33 protein-coding genes are annotated in these 17,936 nt (G+C 39.6%); all 33 read left to right on the top strand.

Going from position 1 to position 17,936, the window contains the following annotated elements; translation table 11 throughout:
* Positions 1-47 precede the first annotated feature (47 nt).
* The 33 genes from AC1M9K_RS01705 to AC1M9K_RS01545 all read left to right on the top strand — a co-directional run bounded on the left by AC1M9K_RS01705 (position 48) and on the right by AC1M9K_RS01545 (position 17,921).
* Positions 48-362 carry a hypothetical protein gene (locus AC1M9K_RS01705; RefSeq protein ID WP_481588317.1) on the top strand — a complete coding sequence of 105 codons (315 nt, stop codon included), beginning with the start codon at positions 48-50 and terminating at the stop codon, positions 360-362.
* Positions 359-538, top strand: a complete 180-nt coding sequence (locus tag AC1M9K_RS01700; protein WP_481588316.1) for a hypothetical protein — start codon at positions 359-361, stop codon at positions 536-538. The genes AC1M9K_RS01705 and AC1M9K_RS01700 overlap by 4 nt, the downstream gene beginning before the upstream one ends.
* On the top strand, positions 535-909 hold the full coding sequence (locus tag AC1M9K_RS01695) for a hypothetical protein (RefSeq protein WP_481588315.1): 375 nt from the start codon (positions 535-537) through the stop codon (positions 907-909). The genes AC1M9K_RS01700 and AC1M9K_RS01695 overlap by 4 nt, the downstream gene beginning before the upstream one ends.
* Positions 906-1,277 carry a hypothetical protein gene (locus AC1M9K_RS01690; RefSeq protein ID WP_481588314.1) on the top strand — a complete coding sequence of 124 codons (372 nt, stop codon included), beginning with the start codon at positions 906-908 and terminating at the stop codon, positions 1,275-1,277. Before AC1M9K_RS01695 ends, AC1M9K_RS01690 begins: the two co-directional genes overlap by 4 nt.
* The gene (locus AC1M9K_RS01685; RefSeq protein WP_481588313.1) at positions 1,274-1,648 is read left to right on the top strand and encodes a hypothetical protein; all 375 of its coding nucleotides are present in this window, start codon (positions 1,274-1,276) and stop codon (positions 1,646-1,648) included. Before AC1M9K_RS01690 ends, AC1M9K_RS01685 begins: the two co-directional genes overlap by 4 nt.
* Complete coding sequence (locus AC1M9K_RS01680; protein WP_481588312.1) at positions 1,645-2,136, top strand: RusA family crossover junction endodeoxyribonuclease; 492 nt, start codon at positions 1,645-1,647, stop codon at positions 2,134-2,136. The genes AC1M9K_RS01685 and AC1M9K_RS01680 overlap by 4 nt, the downstream gene beginning before the upstream one ends.
* A 10-nt stretch (positions 2,137-2,146) precedes the next feature.
* Positions 2,147-2,707 carry a hypothetical protein gene (locus AC1M9K_RS01675; protein WP_481588311.1) on the top strand — a complete coding sequence of 187 codons (561 nt, stop codon included), beginning with the start codon at positions 2,147-2,149 and terminating at the stop codon, positions 2,705-2,707.
* Positions 2,708-2,864: 157 nt separating this feature from the next.
* Positions 2,865-3,539, top strand: a complete 675-nt coding sequence (locus AC1M9K_RS01670; protein ID WP_481588310.1) for a hypothetical protein — start codon at positions 2,865-2,867, stop codon at positions 3,537-3,539.
* Positions 3,540-3,901: 362 nt separating this feature from the next.
* Positions 3,902-4,843: a hypothetical protein gene (locus AC1M9K_RS01665; protein ID WP_481588309.1), complete on the top strand. Its 942-nt coding sequence runs from the start codon at positions 3,902-3,904 to the stop codon at positions 4,841-4,843.
* 78 nt (positions 4,844-4,921) lie between these two features.
* On the top strand, positions 4,922-5,095 hold the full coding sequence (locus AC1M9K_RS01660; protein WP_481588308.1) for a hypothetical protein: 174 nt from the start codon (positions 4,922-4,924) through the stop codon (positions 5,093-5,095).
* The gene (locus AC1M9K_RS01655) at positions 5,088-5,360 is read left to right on the top strand and encodes a DUF968 domain-containing protein (RefSeq protein WP_481588307.1); all 273 of its coding nucleotides are present in this window, start codon (positions 5,088-5,090) and stop codon (positions 5,358-5,360) included. Before AC1M9K_RS01660 ends, AC1M9K_RS01655 begins: the two co-directional genes overlap by 8 nt.
* On the top strand, positions 5,360-5,854 hold the full coding sequence (locus AC1M9K_RS01650; RefSeq protein WP_481588306.1) for a NinB/YbcN family protein: 495 nt from the start codon (positions 5,360-5,362) through the stop codon (positions 5,852-5,854). Before AC1M9K_RS01655 ends, AC1M9K_RS01650 begins: the two co-directional genes overlap by 1 nt.
* 24 nt (positions 5,855-5,878) lie before the next feature.
* On the top strand, positions 5,879-6,244 hold the full coding sequence (locus AC1M9K_RS01645; protein ID WP_481588305.1) for a hypothetical protein: 366 nt from the start codon (positions 5,879-5,881) through the stop codon (positions 6,242-6,244).
* Between the two features lie 2 nt (positions 6,245-6,246).
* Positions 6,247-6,600 (top strand): hypothetical protein, encoded by a 354-nt coding sequence (locus AC1M9K_RS01640; RefSeq protein ID WP_481588304.1) that lies wholly within the window; start codon positions 6,247-6,249, stop codon positions 6,598-6,600.
* Between the two features lie 104 nt (positions 6,601-6,704).
* Positions 6,705-6,854: a hypothetical protein gene (locus AC1M9K_RS01635; RefSeq protein WP_481588303.1), complete on the top strand. Its 150-nt coding sequence runs from the start codon at positions 6,705-6,707 to the stop codon at positions 6,852-6,854.
* Positions 6,847-7,113 carry a hypothetical protein gene (locus tag AC1M9K_RS01630; protein WP_481588302.1) on the top strand — a complete coding sequence of 89 codons (267 nt, stop codon included), beginning with the start codon at positions 6,847-6,849 and terminating at the stop codon, positions 7,111-7,113. The genes AC1M9K_RS01635 and AC1M9K_RS01630 overlap by 8 nt, the downstream gene beginning before the upstream one ends.
* The gene (locus tag AC1M9K_RS01625; protein ID WP_481588301.1) at positions 7,067-7,360 is read left to right on the top strand and encodes an HNH endonuclease; all 294 of its coding nucleotides are present in this window, start codon (positions 7,067-7,069) and stop codon (positions 7,358-7,360) included. The genes AC1M9K_RS01630 and AC1M9K_RS01625 overlap by 47 nt, the downstream gene beginning before the upstream one ends.
* Positions 7,357-7,563 (top strand): hypothetical protein, encoded by a 207-nt coding sequence (locus AC1M9K_RS01620; RefSeq protein WP_481588300.1) that lies wholly within the window; start codon positions 7,357-7,359, stop codon positions 7,561-7,563. The genes AC1M9K_RS01625 and AC1M9K_RS01620 overlap by 4 nt, the downstream gene beginning before the upstream one ends.
* A gap of 113 nt (positions 7,564-7,676) precedes the next feature.
* Positions 7,677-8,150 (top strand): terminase small subunit, encoded by a 474-nt coding sequence (locus AC1M9K_RS01615; RefSeq protein ID WP_481588299.1) that lies wholly within the window; start codon positions 7,677-7,679, stop codon positions 8,148-8,150.
* An 11-nt stretch (positions 8,151-8,161) separates the two neighbouring features.
* Positions 8,162-8,473: a hypothetical protein gene (locus tag AC1M9K_RS01610; protein WP_481588298.1), complete on the top strand. Its 312-nt coding sequence runs from the start codon at positions 8,162-8,164 to the stop codon at positions 8,471-8,473.
* Positions 8,474-8,488: 15 nt separating this feature from the next.
* Positions 8,489-10,183 carry a terminase large subunit gene (locus AC1M9K_RS01605; RefSeq protein WP_481588297.1) on the top strand — a complete coding sequence of 565 codons (1,695 nt, stop codon included), beginning with the start codon at positions 8,489-8,491 and terminating at the stop codon, positions 10,181-10,183.
* A gap of 59 nt (positions 10,184-10,242) precedes the next feature.
* On the top strand, positions 10,243-10,857 hold the full coding sequence (locus tag AC1M9K_RS01600) for an HK97 family phage prohead protease (RefSeq protein ID WP_481588296.1): 615 nt from the start codon (positions 10,243-10,245) through the stop codon (positions 10,855-10,857).
* Positions 10,851-12,179: a phage major capsid protein gene (locus AC1M9K_RS01595; RefSeq protein WP_481588295.1), complete on the top strand. Its 1,329-nt coding sequence runs from the start codon at positions 10,851-10,853 to the stop codon at positions 12,177-12,179. The genes AC1M9K_RS01600 and AC1M9K_RS01595 overlap by 7 nt, the downstream gene beginning before the upstream one ends.
* A gap of 82 nt (positions 12,180-12,261) precedes the next feature.
* Positions 12,262-12,429, top strand: a complete 168-nt coding sequence (locus AC1M9K_RS01590) for a hypothetical protein (protein WP_481588294.1) — start codon at positions 12,262-12,264, stop codon at positions 12,427-12,429.
* 10 nt (positions 12,430-12,439) lie between these two features.
* Entirely contained in the window at positions 12,440-13,858 is a 1,419-nt protein-coding gene (locus tag AC1M9K_RS01585; protein WP_481588293.1) for a phage portal protein, read from the top strand.
* Positions 13,858-14,154, top strand: coding sequence for a head-tail connector protein (locus tag AC1M9K_RS01580; RefSeq protein WP_481588292.1), 297 nt, complete (start codon positions 13,858-13,860; stop codon positions 14,152-14,154). Before AC1M9K_RS01585 ends, AC1M9K_RS01580 begins: the two co-directional genes overlap by 1 nt.
* Before the next feature lie 7 nt (positions 14,155-14,161).
* Positions 14,162-14,515 carry a phage head closure protein gene (locus AC1M9K_RS01575; protein ID WP_481588291.1) on the top strand — a complete coding sequence of 118 codons (354 nt, stop codon included), beginning with the start codon at positions 14,162-14,164 and terminating at the stop codon, positions 14,513-14,515.
* Positions 14,516-14,974, top strand: coding sequence for an HK97-gp10 family putative phage morphogenesis protein (locus tag AC1M9K_RS01570; RefSeq protein WP_481588290.1), 459 nt, complete (start codon positions 14,516-14,518; stop codon positions 14,972-14,974).
* The gene (gene gp17, locus AC1M9K_RS01565) at positions 14,971-15,330 is read left to right on the top strand and encodes a tail completion protein gp17 (protein WP_481588289.1); all 360 of its coding nucleotides are present in this window, start codon (positions 14,971-14,973) and stop codon (positions 15,328-15,330) included. Before AC1M9K_RS01570 ends, gp17 begins: the two co-directional genes overlap by 4 nt.
* 36 nt (positions 15,331-15,366) lie before the next feature.
* Complete coding sequence (locus tag AC1M9K_RS01560) at positions 15,367-15,681, top strand: hypothetical protein (RefSeq protein ID WP_481588288.1); 315 nt, start codon at positions 15,367-15,369, stop codon at positions 15,679-15,681.
* Complete coding sequence (locus tag AC1M9K_RS01555; RefSeq protein ID WP_481588287.1) at positions 15,681-16,754, top strand: hypothetical protein; 1,074 nt, start codon at positions 15,681-15,683, stop codon at positions 16,752-16,754. The genes AC1M9K_RS01560 and AC1M9K_RS01555 overlap by 1 nt, the downstream gene beginning before the upstream one ends.
* Before the next feature lie 250 nt (positions 16,755-17,004).
* Positions 17,005-17,481, top strand: a complete 477-nt coding sequence (locus AC1M9K_RS01550) for a phage tail tube protein (RefSeq protein WP_481588286.1) — start codon at positions 17,005-17,007, stop codon at positions 17,479-17,481.
* 2 nt (positions 17,482-17,483) lie between these two features.
* On the top strand, positions 17,484-17,921 hold the full coding sequence (locus AC1M9K_RS01545; RefSeq protein WP_481588285.1) for a hypothetical protein: 438 nt from the start codon (positions 17,484-17,486) through the stop codon (positions 17,919-17,921).
* Positions 17,922-17,936: the final 15 nt, after the last annotated feature.

The raw sequence follows: 17,936 nt of genomic DNA, 5'->3' as shown, positions 1-17,936 counted from the left end.
AAAAACAAAAATCGAATCAGATCAATGCATGAAGTTGGGGTGGCAGCATGACAAATGAAGAATTAAGAGATGCTATCAACAGAAGCCAAGCAATGGGTTTGTCGTTAGCAGGCGCGAATAAAGAGAAGCTTAGAGCGGAGCTTGAGGCTCAAATGGCCGAGTTTTTAAATAATGGTGGTCAAATTAAGCAATTGGATAGTGCTAATAGAAACGAACAATCTCAGTTTAATAACAGAGTAGTGAAAATTAAGCATGGCACTGGACATCAATTTAATAAGCGTTCATGTCGATGTGTAGTTTGTGTTGAGTGGGCAGTTAAAAAGGGAATTTTGAAGCAAGGATATAAGAGGGTAGCTGCATGAACGATCTAAAAACATTAAGAGACAAATTAAACGGCTCTGCAAATCTAGATTCTGGTGAAACTCATGAATCATTAAAACAGGAATGGGATGCTATTCACGCTGAGTTTGAATTGCTGAAAGCGGAAGATGAGCGAAATTATGTAGGTTTTGGAGAAGTTGAGGGGTGGAGAGGGTGAATTCTGATTTTGAAAAATGGTTCATGAACCAAGACTTCTACACCAATATGCGATTCATTCATGGTGATGGATTGTTTGCTAAAGATGGCGATGTATACCGAGTGTTGCCAGTGCAGATGACTTATCAAGCATGGCAGACAGTTAAATATATAACCAAGGATGAGCGTGTAGCTATAACCCAAGAATGGCATACAAAGGGTTGGAACGCTCGTCAAGAGCAAATCGATCAGCTTAAAGCGGAAAAGGCGGTGTTGGAGGGTCGAACAGCCAAAGCTTTGCAAATGCTTAAAGATTGGGGTGATCAAACATTTCGTGATGATATGGAGCAGTTAATCGGTGAATTGGGTGATGTTTTGCGAGGTGGGTCATGAAAGCAATAAAAATACCTTGTGAACATGACTTGCTAAGCAAAAACCACAATGTTTGGGCTAATGCTGTGATGCGCTGTAAGGGTGGAAGTCCTTATTGTGGCGCTGACGGATATTGCCATGTAGGTGGTGAGTGTTTTGCGGACCAAGAACTCACCAGAGAACAAGCAATTTTAGAGGTTGATCGACTTGCTCAAGAATTACATAACGCAAAGATTGAAAACGATAAGTTGAGAAACGCAGCGAGTCGGCTTATCAGTCATCTTGAATTTGCATTGGAGCAAAACAAGAAGTTTGGAAAATCGGAGCGTGTTTTTGCGATTCGATATTGCATTGGTGAGATCAAGAAAACCCTGCGAGGTGAGTTATGAAATTTTCAGACAAATTAAATGCATGTTTTCAGAATGGCGGTGTTGATCTCAGAGCTTTGATGGAAATTAGTAGTGTTCGTTTTGAAAACCTAAGTCTTGATGATGTTCGATTCATTGAATCTGAATGTCGCGAATTGCGCCAAAAATTTGAAGATGCTGAAAAGGTTGAGTGTTTTAAAACTAGAGGGATTTTCTCAGTTGGTTGGGGTGATGTTGCTTACTTTTCACCAGGAGAGTCTGAATTGGTTAAGAGGTTGTCAAAAAGTCAGATTGATAAAGGTAATTTTGACATCGAGATCAAGAAGATAAAAATCTCCAAAGCGGTTCTTGAGGGACATATTCGAGATCGTAAGGAGTGGGAGAAAGAGTGACTGAACGAATGACCACCTCTCAATACAGAAGGCTTCAAGGTGTGGCAAAAGCTACACCCAAGAAGAAACGTAATCCTGATCCAGCGCCAAAAATACCAGCTCATATGGTTAAAGGTTTTGCAAGTGATGGATTATTTGAAGATGACTTACTTATGTGTGAGATCGAGATTATCCCACCATCGGTAAATAATTATTGGTTAGATTCAGGAAGAGCCAAGAAAAGATTAAGTAAGCGTGCACTGCATTTTAAGGCTGTTATGGAGCGATTTATTAATCCGTGTAGGTACGATGGGAAAGTGGTGGTAAACATCCAATTTGCGCCACCTGATGCAAAAGTAAGGGATATAGACAACATAGTGAAGCCAATCTTTGATTCCTTATCGAAATGCGGATTGATTTTGGACGATAGGCAGGTTGAAAAGCTGGTAGTCGAACGTCTGCCAGTTCAGCAAAATGGATTATTAAAAGTATTGGTTAAAAAGATTTAAGGGGATGGGGATGAGCACAATTAATATTGATTTAGCGATTGAAAAATTTGAACCATTTGAATGGCTGGCTAAAGGCATTACAGCTAAAACTGCAAATTATGAGCCTACTGTTCGAGGAACTGCAGAAAAGCCTTTAGATTATCAAGATCGCCTTGGTGCTATTGCGAGTATGGATACTCAATTAGAGAAGTCGGTGACGAGTTTGATTATTTATGGGGATTTAGCTAAATCAGACTATGAGTACATTAGAAATCATCTAGCGAAGATAATGCTCACTAATGCGCAAGCAGATAAGAAGCGCGAGCCACAGGGAATTGCAATGTATCACCTGGCATGGTTAATGGCTCGAAAGGTATTGGATTTTGCAATGAACCCAAGACTTGAAAATGCATATACGAAATATGGGTGTATGTATTACATGGGCATTGGCGATCATCAAATGTCTCTTAAGGCTTATGAATGCACTTGGGAGCAATATGAGAAATTGATGGTTATTGCGATTGAAACTGCTATAAATGGAGCATCTGAGGCGATCAAGAAGTATAAGAAAAATACCTTTAAAGAAATGTGAAAATAGTTCTAGGAAAATTTTCCTTGGAATGGTATAGTAAAACTATACTGGTCGTATTACGCAGTTTCAGACCATGTTTAAATAAAGCTCGCCAAATGGTGGGCTTTTTTGTTGCATGTTATGATTTAGCTGACTTTTAACTTAAATAAGAGTTTAAATGAAAAAAATATCAAGCGGTTGGTTGGTTGTTATTGCAATTTTAATATTTGCTTTGAATGCTGGCTTATCGTTCTGCTTACTATTAAACGAATATATCGAACCTCAAAATTTTGTCACTTTGGTATTGGGTGGGGCAATTTTCGTATTTATGCTCTTGTTTATAGATAGAATAAGTGAAGTATCCTTGGGTGGTACTATTTTTAGACTGAAAGAATTAAATAATAAGTCAGAGAAGCTACTTGAAGCCTTACAAATTGAATACTTCAAAATGCGATTAGAGCTGGCATTTACACCCACAGGATTTTGGGATGACGGATCAAATATTTTTGAAAGCAGAATAAAGTTTTATGACGTAATTTGTGACATCAGGAATGAAGGAGTATTAAACCATCCTGAACTTAACCAAAAAATTAGAACACAACTCAATAAAACTCTTCAGCATCAACTTGACCACATTCGGACATTTGGAGATATTGACTCCGGTAACCCATTCATTGGGATTTATGATCCTTTAGCTTTAAGGAGTCTGATTTCACAGGAAATTATCCATAAAAGAGTGAATATTAAAGATCCACTTAGAAATACTCCTGAATTAGCAAAACAACAAATTTTTTACTCTATAGAAATCTATGAGGACCTGTATCAAGCAAAAAGATGGCTTGAGGAACAGTAGTGTAATTAAATTATTTTAATTAGATGAGAGTTGAATTCACAGCAAATCAGCTTACACAGGGAGAACCACATGCTCCGTAAATTGCTTTGTATTTTAGGCTTTCATGGTGCTACTGAAATTGATTACACGATTGATGGTGATCAAATAAAAGTGTGCCGAGATTGTTTGAAAGAGGTTAAATGAACCCTCGCCACTTCGGTGGCATTTTTGCCGAACGTATTACGGCACATGCCCTACTCAACTAAATAGCTGAGTGGGGTTTTCTTTTTCTATTTGAAATATTAATTTGTTCATTATTGAAGCAAGAATAATGATTTGATTTATGATATAAAACCTAAAATTTTACATTTTGGGGGTAAGAAGTGGTTGCTGAAGAAATTATCGTTGAAACCGAATATCATGTTTACTATTCAAATAAAAATTACATTCCAATTGATTTTGTTATCAATAGCTTGAAAGCAATCGAAAATACTTTGCTTAAAACGCCTCAGTTTATTGAGAAAGCATATCCAGGGATAAAAGTTACTAATTCTGAAATTTTTATTGAGCACTTAGAGAGCGGAAGCTTAGATTTAAAATTCCTTCTTAAGCAAACATTAGGTGAAGCAAATTACTCCAAAGTAGAAAAACTTGGGAATGATGCTAAGCAGTGTTTAAAAGAAATAGCTAAGGACAATAGTGTAGTGAAAAGTCTCGTTGTTGCAGGCGCTACCGCTATTCTTTCAGTGGGCGCAACAATAGCTGTTATGAATGCTTTAGGGGGCTCATCGGAGCCAACCAAGCCATCCGTAGTAGTTGTGAATAATGGCATTATGAATTCAAACGGCACAATGATTTTGACAGGTGACGAAGTTAAAGAAGTAATAGATGCTTTGCCTCAAAAACAGATTGCAAAAAATGCTATTGATTTTGTTCAGCCGGCAAAGTTAGAAAAAGGTGCTGAAATCACAGTTGATAGTAAGGATGTGCAATTAGAGCAGGTTAAATTTGACGATAATTTTGTCGATAATGTTCCAGATAACTATAAGCCACCTGTTCAAGATGAGCGTGAAAAAAAATATTCAAATGTTGATGCATGGGTATATGCCTCAGACCAAGATAACAAGACAAGGGGGTGGGCAGGATTGGTTCCTGATATCCACGATAAAAGAGTAAATTTTATACTTGGTGAAAATATAGATCCTGCTCAGCTACACTCTTACGGTAAGAGAAAGATCAAGGCTGATATAATCGTCCATGAAAAATATAATCCTCAAAAAAAGCAATTTGAATTAAAAAATATAGAAATACTAAGTTTTAGCTAATTTTTAATATTAGAAGCATTCTCAAGCCCCCTCGCATTCTAGATGTTGAGGGGTTTTTCTTTTCCTACTGGTGATTACATGACAGACAAAGTACAGGCGAAAAAAGATTTAGAATTCTGCTGTGCTGAGCTGTCTAAGTATCAGAACCTCAGTAGATCGGGATTGACACGAAATGAGCTACTGGCAATTGATGGCATCATGATCAAGCTTAAGGGTCGCATTAAGAATTTGCGTGAAGCATTGTATGCGTGACTCAAAGCGATTAGCAGCAATCAGAAAGCTGCCATGCATCCGTTGCGGTAATCCACATAGCCAAGCTGCTCATTCAAATAGTTCCAAGCATGGTAAGGGCAGAGGGATTAAAAGTTCAGACGCATATACCATTCCGCTTTGCTATTCATGCCATAGTAAATTTGATCAATTTAAGCTTGGAAATAGAGAGCAATCTGAAAAGCTATTTGAGCAATGGTTGGTTAAGACAGAAGTGATGATGAGTAAGGGTGAAGAGGTGTTTTGATGAATCAGAAACTCGAAGCTACATTCATCATCGACTCACATCAAAACATAACCAAAACTATCGGCTTTCTAAATGCATGGCATACCCAAGCAATTGATCAGGGCAAACCATTAGTCGTTCGCATTAATCAGAAAGAAGATGATCGAAGTAAGGCGCAGAACCGTATTTACTGGATGTGGCTTTCACAATGGGCTAAACACCAAGGCACTGATAAAGATACAGAGCATTTGTATTTCAAGAAAAAATTCTTAGCACGGATCTATGATCGTGATGAAGTGTCTCAATACAGACAGACTTTCGCTGCAGTCAAAGTTTTAAAAGAACAAAAGCATCCGCAATACCAAGCTGTGGCAGATGGATTGAATGAGTTGATAAGCACCACCGATGCAACAGTGGATCAATTCACTGAGTACCTAAACGATATCCATACTTTCTGTTTAAGCAAGGGATGTTATTTAAACACCCCTGATGACTTGATGTATGCTATTCATTAAAAATAAACAGAAAAGGTTGGAGAGATGTATCAAGACATAAACAATGCATTTGTGGATTATCCGAAAAATTATCGTAATAAGCCAGTAGAGCTTTTTATTAATTGGGAAACCTATGAATATTTACTTCGTGATCCCCATTTAATTCCTAAAATACAACCGCAAAACAATCCGGTTTCTACTATATTTAATTGCCCAGTATATGTAGTAAGAATGGATGAGCCTTATTTATGGCTGTCAGACAGAGATCTAAGGCTTTTGAGAGTAACTAAAGATGAGCCTTGGGACGAAAATACTACACATATCACGATTGAAAGGGTAAATATCGAGAGACAAATTGAGCAAATAAGTATTCCGGTTGCTATACGTGATTATGTATACCCCGAGGATTAGCTATGCCATTAGAATTTAGTAAAGAAACAATTGAGCTGCTTAGAATCCCGACTCGGAAGATTGTAGATAAAAACCAAGAAGAAAATAGAAGCTCAAATCAAATAAGACCACCTTCGGGTGGTTTTTTAATGCTCGTTGTAAGGGTGAGTAAGATGAGAGATCAAAATCATATCGACCAACTCAAACGTGATTTACACAAAGCCATAACAAGCGTAATCCATACATTTGAAGCCGAAACAAACGAAACCATTAAAGATATTGAATTGGTGTTCTACCCAATAAACACAGTAGATGAGCCATATAAGAATTTGCTAAACGAGATTCATGTTGAGCTGGTGGATAAGAATGACATGTAAGGGTTGTGAAGAGCGCCGTGAAATGATGAGAAAAACTTATGAGCGAGCAAAAGAAAGAATGCAGTTGTGCATCAAGCGACTTACTGGTCAAGACACTGGAAGCGATGAGCGAACTAACGAAAGCGATGTGCGAACAGAACAAACTAATGGCTCAGATCGTGGATCAGAATAATCAGTTGATTGATCGGTTTGATGTTGCTGGTGGTGATGAACCTATGTCTCTCAATGGTAATTTGGATGACGATTATGCCTAAAGTGGTTTCAATTATTCCATCTGAAAACAAACGGAAGCATGGTGCGCACATTGCTCAAGGTACCCAAGTGCTTCTTGATAATGGTGACAAATTAGAAGGTGTGCATAAGGTTACGCTTGTGGCTGAGGTTGATAAGCCGTGGAAAGCTATTATTGAAGTGTGGCCTGTTAATCAAGTGCAGATTGATGCATTGCTTGAAAAGGTAATCACTAATGAAACTCCCAAGACTACAAACCAAACTGCAAGCGATCACACCTAAGAAGCCCTCGGAGCCAATCAAGCAAAGTTGGGGTAAAGGTCGTGGTGGTAGACCATGGCGCAGACTCAAGCAGAAGATTCACTTACGAGATCAGTGGACATGTTGCCAGTGTGGTCACGTTACAACACAACTAGAGCTGGATCACATCGTGAATGTGGCCAAGGGTGGTACAGATGATGAAGCTAATCTTCAATCGTTGTGTGTGCCTTGTCATAAGAAGAAGACACAGATGGAGAGTCGGCAGTGAGTAGAGCATTACATGAGGTTAATTGGTTTCATTTAGGAAGAACGGAAGAATTTAAAGAGCTCAAAAGTGATCTTGCACACGTAACTAGAGATGTTCAGGGATTTATTGATGAGATAGTTATAAATGATATTGTTCAAACATTTTTAAAACATGGGTATGTGATTGTTAAAGCTGAGGACGGTGGGGGGAGTCAAAAAGTTTGAAGCCCAAAGCCAGCGGACACCGCGCCCTAACTCATTTATAAAAAAATTTCCCTTTTCAGTAAAAGTTAAAGCGAAAAGTTAAAAAGTTAAAGTGAAAAGTTAAAAGGTTAATCATGGCACTAAGCGAAAAAATGAGAAAATTTGCTCATGCCGTGGTTGACGGTATGACCAATAAAGATGCAGCAATTTCAGCAGGTTATGCGGAAAAAACAGCATCCCAAGCAGGCTCAAAACTAAGAAAAGACCCTGAAGTCTGTGTTTATATTGAAAAGTTAAAGGCAGATAAAGAGGGTAAAAGTTTAACTTCTGAAAAACCAAAAGTTAAAGCTCAAAATACATCAAGTCATGAAGATGACGACCCACTTGAAGATGAGTTTACGTCTGATGACCCACTCGAATTTCTAATTAATGTCATGAAGAATGGCGGTAATGAAATGATGCTTCGAGTTAATGCAGCACGTGCAGCGCTCCCGTATGTTCACGGCAAAGTTGCCGACAAGGGCAAGAAAGAGACTAAAGCTGATGAGGCTAAGAAAGCTACTCAAGGTGGAAGGTTTGGAACACTGGGTTCACAGTTGAGGAGCTAAGAGAGATTCGCATGATTGATCCAAAAGCCGTAAAAGTTGGGCAGAAAATTAAATTTGATAACGAAAATATATGGTTTGAGGTTAAATGCGTCCGTCACCCATATGTTATTTGTTGCACCAAATTATTTGGTCGTGGTTATTACACTATTTTAGATATAAAAAATAATATCCGTGGATCTGGAACATCTTGGAGTTTAGGGCATGATTCTGATGAGCAAATAGCAGAATCAATGCTTGCTTTGCATAGTGAGCACCCAAGCGAGATGGAGCAAGAAATATCGCGTCGCAATCGTGTTCCATTGGTAATCATTCAAGTCAAATAAGCTCTTGGAAAAAATATGACAGCAATGCTCCCAGAATGGACAACTTCCTGCCCAGACTGGGAGGAAAAGATTGTAAATAAGCAATCATTAATGCCTTGCGCTCCACTCTTTCCAGAAGTGGCAGACGTTGCAGAACGAATATTTAAAGAATTAATTCTTGTTGATGTGATGGGTAGTCCGAAGATGGGCGAAGTTACATTGCCGTGGGTGATTGAATTTGTTCGTGCAATCTTTGGTGCATATGATCCAGTACAGAAAAAACGTTTAATTCGTGAATTCTTTCTACTAATATCAAAAAAAAACACCAAGTCGACAATAGCTGCAGGCATCATGCTTGTTGCATTGCTTCTCAATGAACGCTTCTCTGCTGAATTAATTATTTTAGCGCCAACAAAAGAAGTTGCTGATAACTCATTTAACCCTATTCGAGACTTTATAAAGGCTGACGATGGTGGTGAGGATGGGGATGTGAAGTTAAGCGAAATGCTTAATATCTCCGAGCACACAAAAACAGTGACTCACCTGGGTACTGGCGCAAGTCTTAAAGTGATTGCTGCAGAAAGTAATGCTGCCGCTGGTAAGAAAGCCTCAATTATTCTTTTTGATGAAATCTGGCTCTTTGGTAAACGAGCTACTGCTGAATCAATGTTTCGTGAAGCAAAAGGTGGTTTAGCATCACGTCCTGAAGGCTGTGTAATTTACTTGTCTACGATGTCAGATGAGCAACCATGTGGGGTATTTAAGCAATTACTCGACTATGCTCGCGATGTGCGCGATGGTGTGAAAGAGGATAAGCAATTCTTACCTTTGGTTTATGAATTTCCAAATCAGATGCTTGAGGATGGTGAGCACTTAAAACCCGACAACTTCTATATTACTAATCCAAACTTGGGTGCTTCCGTTGATATAGATTACTTGGTTTCCGAATTCAATAAGGTAAAAGAAGCTGGCGAAGAATCACTACGTGACTTTCTTGCAAAACACTTAAATGTGCCAATCGGCTTAAACCTCCGCGCAAACCGCTGGGCTGGTGCTGAATATTGGTTGCAACAATCAGAGCAATTCACTTTGGATAAGCTGATTGAGCAGTCAGACATTATCACCTGCGGGATTGATGGTGGTGGTCTTGATGATTTGCTTGGATTTGCTGTTTTGGGACGACATAACAAAAGCCGAAAATGGTGGTTATGGAATCATGCTTGGTGCAATAAAACTGCTGTTGAAAGACGCAAAGAGAACGCTCCTAAATATGCGGATTACGAGCGTGAGGGTAGTCTGACAATTGTTGAACGTATTGGCGATGATATTGATCAGCTCGCAGCAATCGCAAAGAAGTGCTTTGACTCTGGAAAGCTCGACAAAATTGGACTAGATCCTCTTGGTTTGGGTGGTCTGCTAGATGGCTTGCTTGATGCTGGAATTCCTGAAGACAAACTAACCGCTGTACCGCAAGGCTTTAAATTGATGGGTTACATCATGACGGCTGAGCGAAAGCTTGCAGAAGGCAATCTTTACCACGCAGGGCAAGGTTTAATGACTTGGTGTGTTGGCAATGCGCGTGCTGTTGTGAAAGGTAACGGCATGATGATTAGCAAACAAGAATCAGGTGTTGGAAAGATCGACCCATTGATAGCCACATTTAACGCCGTGGCACTTATGAGTATGAATCCAGAGCAAGCAGAAAAAGAATACAACGTCTATTTTGTATAAAACATTCAATTTAACAACCTCCTTTATGGAGGTTTTTTTCATTTTAGGAGAAAGCCTGCATGAAAAAGGCTTACAGCTTGCTTCAAGTTAAATCATTTGATGATGAGCAGCGAATCATTAAAGGCATTGCTTCAACACCTAGTCCAGATCGTGCGGACGATATTGTTGATCCACAAGGCGCAAAGTTCGCATTACCGATTCCTTTTCTTTGGCAGCACATGCATTCACAACCGATTGGCGAGGTTATTGACGCAGTGGTGACAGACAAAGGTATCGAGGTAACTGTTCAGATCGCAAAGATCGATGAAGTTGGGAAGTTAAAAGACCGCATTGATGAAGCTTGGCAATCTATTAAATCAGGCTTGGTGAAAGGCTTATCTATCGGGTTCCGCGGCTTAACAGTTGAAGATATTCCACGATCTTGGGGTTTGCATTTTAAAGAATGGGAATGGTTTGAACTTTCAGCTGTAACAATTCCTGCTAATGCCGAAGCATCCATAACCGAAATCAAATCAATTTCTAAATCTTTTGAGCAGAAAGACACCGCGCTTGGTGTGGTTCCGCCAACCAAAAAAGATGAAGATCTACCTGTCAGCGATGTGGCAGAAGAAACCAAAGGCGTTAAGCCAATCCAATTAGTTAATTTAAATGAAGGAAGTATTCCGCTATGTTAAAAGCACAATTAGCGAAAGTTAAAGCAACCATCGCTGACAAACAAAAAGCAATGCAAGCTTTACACCAAGCAGCTCACGAAAAAGGTTTAACCTTGAATGCTGAGCAAAATACACAATATGAAGCTTTGGAAAAAGAAGTTGAGCAACTTGAAAAAGAAGCTGGTCGTATTGAAAAATTAATCGCCGATGTCGAAAAAGCAACTCCGACTTTAACCCCTGTTGCTGGTCAAAATGAAGCAGAAGCAAAAGCAACAGCGGAAGGCAATCCACATCATGCACAACCAAAAATTGAAGTTCATAGCAATTTGGAAAAAGGTGTAGGTTTTGCAAAGTTTGTAAAATGCAAAATGATTGCCTCGATAAATGCTAAACAAGGCATTATTACCTCGCCTGTTGATATTGCAAAAGGATTGGGTGAGCCACCCGAAGTTGTTGCTTTAATTGAAAAAGCAACGTTAGGCACAACAACAGACGCTGGCTTTGCTTCTCCATTAGTACAAACCAACCGCCTAGTTGGAGAATATGTTGAGCTGTTACGAGCTAACACTGTGCTTGATAAGCTCAATTTCCGCAAAGTTCCTTTTAATGTTGAAATTCCTGCGCAAGCAACAGGTTCAATGACATCATGGGTTGGTGAGGGTGAGGCTAAACCCTTAACGAACCCAACATTTGCAGACGTAAAAGTTGGCAAGCATAAATCAGCTGCAATTGTTGTTTATACGCTCGAATTACTTGAAGGTAGTGATCCAGCGGTAGATGTATTAATTCGCGACGATCTTGTTGCATCATCTGCTCAATTTACAGATGCCGAATTCTTGAGTGCTTCTGCTGGCACAACAAAAAAACCTGCTGGTCTCTTGAATGGTGTAACCCCAATTGCTTCGACTGGTTTGACAGCTGAAGCAGTTGCAACAGATCTTCGAGCGTTACGCGCTCAGTTCTTGGGTAATAATTTATCACTTGGTGGTGCTTACTATTTGATGAGTGAGGTTCGTGCATCGGAAATCGCAGATCTGCGTGATACCTTGGGTAATACTTACTTCAAAGGCATGGATGCTGGTTTAAACCAAAAAACACTGAATGGTATTCCTGTTATTGAATCTGAAAACGTAGGTAATGTAATTATTCTTGTTAAAACATCAGAAATATTAATGGCTGATGCTGGTCAAGTTGATATTGCATACAGCGATCAAGCAACACTTATTGACGGCTCTGTAACTCATAACCTATGGCAAGAAAACAAGTTTGCAATTCGTGCTGAGCGTTTCGTCTCATGGGCTAAACGTCGTCCAATTGCAGCAAGTTTCATTCAATACGCCTAATTTAATTTAGGTCAAAACAGCTCCTTAATCGGGGCTGTTTTTATATCTAAGCATCACAATTGTTTAGCTATGAGAACAGTCTATGAAAATTAAGTATTTAAAAGACACGCACGATTCACTGGTGGGGGATATTAAAGATGTTCCTGATATGGCTGCGAATGTCTTAATTAAGATTGGCGTGGCAGAAGCCTATGTTGAGCCAAAAAAAACAGCACCAAAAGTGAAAAAAGAAGATAAAACCAAAGAATAGGATGTAAAGAATGGGCTTTTTCGGAAATTTATTTAGCAAAAAGAAATCCCTCCAAGGAGTCCATTCAAACCAAGGGTGGACTTCTTTATTTGTTCATGAACCTTATTCTGGTGCTTGGCAGAAGAATGATGAGCTTAAACGAGAGGATATGACGGCATTTTATGCTGTATTTGCTTGTGTAAGCCTGATTTCAAAAGACATTGGCAAGATGCCATTATTGCTAAAAAAGAAAGAAGATGGTGTTTTGGTGGACGTAGAAATCCCTGAGCAACTTTCCTTTCTAAAGAAGCCCAACAAATACCAAACTTGGCAACAGTTCAATGAGTTCTGGACATCATCACTGCTGTTACGGGGCAATACATACGTTTTAAAACAGCGTGACGCTTTCGGTAATGTGTTTCGACTTGTTGTATTAAATCCTGATCAAGTAAAGCCATTGGTTGATGATTTTGGCAATGTTTTCTACCAACTAGGCGATGACAAGTTAAATCAAACAGGCTCAGTCGTTTTGCCAGCGTCAGAAATTATTCATGACCGGATAAACTGTTTTTACCATCCCCTAATTGGCTTATCTCCAATGATGGCGTGCGGGTTATCAGCATCCACAGGATTAAATATTCAACGAAATTCAAGCCGATTCTTTGGAAACATGAGTCGTCCAAGTGGTATTTTGACTGCACCAGGTGCAATTTCTGCTGAAAAAGCAAAGGCGATAGGTGAAGCATGGAACGCCAATTATTCAGGTCAAAACATTGGGAAAACTGCGGTACTTGGCGATGATTTGAAATACCAACCAATTGCTATAAGTGCTGCGGAAGCGCAAATGATGGAGCAGTTAAATACCTCGGCTCGAACAGTGTGTGTCGCCTTCAATGTTCATCCGGATAAAATTGGATTAGTCGATGCGAATGCTGCAGTAAAAATCTCTGATCGGAATGAAACCTATTTTTCTGACTGTTTGCAGAGCTATGTTGAGTCACGCGAGAACCTATTTGATGAAGAGTTAAATCTTAAATCTTATGGTGTTGAAGCATTCTTTGATATCGAAGTTCTTATTCGTATGGATTCAACTAGTCAAATGAATCGCCTGAAAGAAGGTGTTGGATCTGCAATTCTTACACCTAATGAAGCACGTAGAAAGCTTGGTTATAAGCCATTAGAAGGTGGCAATACAGTTTATATGCAACAACAAAACTTCTCACTTGAAGCCTTATCCAAACGTGATCAAAAGGACGATCCGTTTGGAAAAAATGAGCCAACAAATACATCATCAAAATCACTTTATCAGGGAGTTTTTAAATCTGACAAGCAATATTGTGTTGGTGAATTTGTGACTAAAAATGGGTCACTTTGGCATTGTGAGAAGGACCATCAGGGTGAGTTTAGCCATGAAAGCTTTAAGCTGGTTCAGAAAATTTGGGGTGAGTAATGTCTAAAATCATAACTCTTACAGAAGCTAAGCTTCATCTGCGATATGACGATGATGATAGTGACTCACTTATAGAAGCGTACATTGAGGCTGCTGAATCTGCGGTACTTAGTTATGTCACAGATGAATTTGCAGATTGTCAGTACCCAAAGCAATTTAAAACAGCAGTTTTAATCTTACTTGGTTATTTCGATCAGCATCGAAACGCAGAAAAAGAAACTCCGATCAATGGGAATTATTTGCCACAGCCTGTTGTGAGTTTGCTTTACCCGTTCCGTAAACCTACTGCGATATAGGTGTCTTATGTCACAAAGAGCATCTGAACTCAGACACCGTGTAACGATCCAAAAGTATGTCCAAGGTGGGCGTGATGAGGATGGATATCCAATTCAAGGCAGTTGGCAATTACACAAAAAACTTTTTGCTAAAGTCACCCATCTTTCGGGCGATAAGTTGATTGCAGCTCAAGCCAGTCAATCAAAGATTGTTGCTCGCATTAAGTTGCGTTATCGAGAAGATATAGAAACTGGTATGCGTGTCGTACACAAAGGTCAGACATACGCAATTGATAGCCCATCGCTTGATGACAATGGTGACTCTTACACTTATGTAACCTTTCTGCTTTCAACTGATGTGGAAAAATTCCCAGGAGGCTAAATGTCTTTTGATCTCAAAATTGAGGGTATGGAAGAGTTGAAACGCAGGTTTGATAAGGCAAAAAGTCAGACCACTATCAAGCGTATCACTCGTAAGTCAGCACGTCAGGGCATGAATTTAGTTCGTGATGCAGCAAGAAGCAATGCAAAAGCGATTGATGATCCTGAAACACAAGAAAAAATCTGGAAAAACATTGCCACACAGGGTGGTCGCTCTCGAAATCCAAACGAGATAGTAATGCGAGTTGGGGTTCGTGGTGGTGCGTCATTTTCAAATAGAAATGTACCAAAACTGAGTGGTGGGGATACTCGCCATTGGCGATTCTTAGAATTCCCAACAGCAAACCACACACCTGTTCCATTCATGCGACCAGCTTTAGCAAACAATATTCAGCAAGTTACCAATAAATTTTCAGAAGTATTTAATGCTGAAATTAAAAAAGAGTTGATGAAACCATGAATATTGTGCCGATTTATAAAACACTGAGTGCAGATGCTGAATTGGTTGCAATACTTGGTGATCGAATGTATCCAACCGTCGCACCAAAAGGTACGCGGGCGCCGTACCTGGTTTGGAGTGGAATGAGGTCAACACCTGAAAATCAATTGGACTGTGGTGCTACAAATGAAAACTCTAGAACACAATTTGTTGTATGGCATACTGATGCCAGAAAAGCCGAAGAAATCAGACTTAAAGCATCTAAAATTTTAAATACAGCAGGTTTTTATTACGAAGGCGCACATCCTGATAACCATGACGAAGAAACTAATCTGTATGGTCGGGGTTGGGATATGAATTATTGGTTAGATCGTTAATAAGCCACCTTCGGGTGGTTTTTCTTTGGAAGAGTCATGGATAAATCATTTAAACAGGGTGTAAAGCGCACTTTCAATGTTTGGGCGACTCTAAAAGGCGAACCCTTATTATTTGATGAAGACACACAATTTGAAAGTGCAGTTGTGGATGAAGAGTTCATCCGTGTTGCTGAATTCAATATTGTTAAAGGTGAGCAACCTGGTCAGATTATTGTCGACACTGGCGATACATCCACAATCCCTGTTGGGGATTATAAGTGGGACATAAAAATCACTTTCTCAAATGGCGACGTGCTTTATTTACCCGAAGAAAGAAACGCAACACTTAAAATTACTCAAGGTGCCAGCTAATGCATCAAGCCTATACAGACTCTGAAAACATTGATGCTGAAACATGTGATGAGGCTGTAGAGGTTAAGTCACACGATGTTAAGGTTGAACTGATGGCTTCATGCTTTCAAGGTCCTCCTGGTCCTAAAGGTGAACCCGGAGAAATTGGGCCCATTGGTCCGCAGGGTCCTCAAGGCGAACAGGGGGTACAGGGTGAGCAAGGTCCACAGGGGGAATCTGGGCCACAAGGACCGCAAGGACTTCAAGGTGAAATGGGGCCACGCGGGCCGAAAGGTGAAAATGGAGATAAAGGCGACCAAGGTGAGCAAGGTGAGCAAGGTGTTCAAGGCCCACAAGGGGAGAGTGGTCCCGCAGGTCCCCAAGGCCCAAAAGGGGATAAGGGTGATCAGGGTGAATCGGGATTAGATGGTAAATCAGCATACCAACTAGCTGTTGATGATGGGTTTGTAGGCTCTGTTAATGATTGGCTTAATTCACTTAAGGGTGCAGATGGCCAAGACGCAGATCCAGAAGTTTTAAATCAGCTATCACGACGTATTGACAATCTAATCGAAACACTAGGTGATTATGTAACTCTTGATGATCTGAATTATGAGTTAACGCTTATTCAGAATGAAATCGTCAATATTAATTTACTAAAAGCCAATAAAAGCCTAGTAGATAGTCTGATTGCAGACCTAACAGATTATCAGAGCTATGTAGATCTTACTTACGCCAAAAAATCACAATTAGTTCCGCGTCGTATATGGGTGGGTGAAGAAACAACTCCAAGAGAAAATCTTGAAGAGTGGGTTCATCGCATTCAAACAGATTCAGATGGGTGGGCGGATGCATCATTTCCACAGTGTAACTTTGCAGAAATTGTATCTATTCAATTGACAGCTCACACCCAAGAAACCGGTACCGCTGCTGGTAATGCAGCATGGGCTTCAATCTTTCAAGGATCTGTCACAAATACTGGTTTTAGATTTAGAACAAAGGGTGCAAATAGTGCTGGATTACTAGCAGCAATGGTAGCTGTAAACGTATCAGCGCTTGTGGAAATCAGAGTTTTGGGGGTTCCATATGTTTGAAAATTCAGTTCCCGAGGGTACTCAATTTTACAGTGATTATTTTAAATCACTAACAGGGCAAATTTACTATTTGCGCAAAAATGGTGATGACTATGAATACTGGGCTTTTACGAGATGGGTAGCTGTTTCAGGCTCAGACCTATTTATTCTTGACCACCTAAAACCAATATCAGATTTATAAATTTAATTTTTCAACATAGACCGCCACTCGGCGGTTTTTTATTGCCAAAATATTGAGGAGTAGCTACTCATGGCGAAAAAAGGCGTTCTTTCACAAGGTACTCATGTGTGGATTCTACACGGTACAGTTCCAACACTTACACGCATCATGTGTATTAAATCAATTGCTTGGGGTGATGACTCTGCAACTGAAATTGATAATACATGTCTCGATGAACCAACAACCAAAACAAACGATTACGGACTCACTACACCAGGTGAGGGCAATCTTGTAATCAACACAGATCCGAAAAATGCAACACATTTAACGGTATTGGATTTAGCTGCAAACAAAGAGTTAATCGGAATTTATGTGGGTTGGTCGGATGGTGTGGGTGAGCCTGAACTAACGGGCAACACAGTAACACTGCCTGAAACTCGCTCTTGGTCTTATGCAAGTGCAATTATTCGTAAAAACTCTGCTGTATTTGATCCTGATGCTTTGGTAAACCACACATTACCATTCAAGCGTCAAACCGAAGTAACTGACGAATTTAAGGTGGCTTAATAATGGCTAAACTTAATTTAGAAACTACCAAAAAGATCATTGGTGTTGGGAGTTTTGTAGAAAAAACAATTAAATTTCGTGATGTTGATGAAAAAGAATTTGAAGGTGAGGTCTTAATTAAAGTCCTATCAGCAGATGAACTGGAAAATATCACGAATGTTTTAAGTTTACCTGAAGGGCAAACACCAACAAATCATCAGTTTCGTGATGCACTAATCTTTAATTCGGTTTACGAAACGAAAGAAAAAAAGTTTTTCAATGAGATTGCTGATTTAGGCTTAGTCAACAATGAAATCAAAAATGCAATGTTTGTCGTTTCAGATGAAGTGATTAATTTCTCGGGAAAGCATTGGATCTCGATGATGTCGATGAATTCTACTGTGAACTCGTCATCAACGGAATCGGCGGTAAAACCATCGCGGAAGCAAAAAAGAACATAAGTTTAGCTGAGCTCA

It is taken from the genome of Acinetobacter sp. 24-47-67 (assembly GCF_056779735.1).
This window is presented reverse-complemented; position numbering and strand designations above follow the sequence as displayed.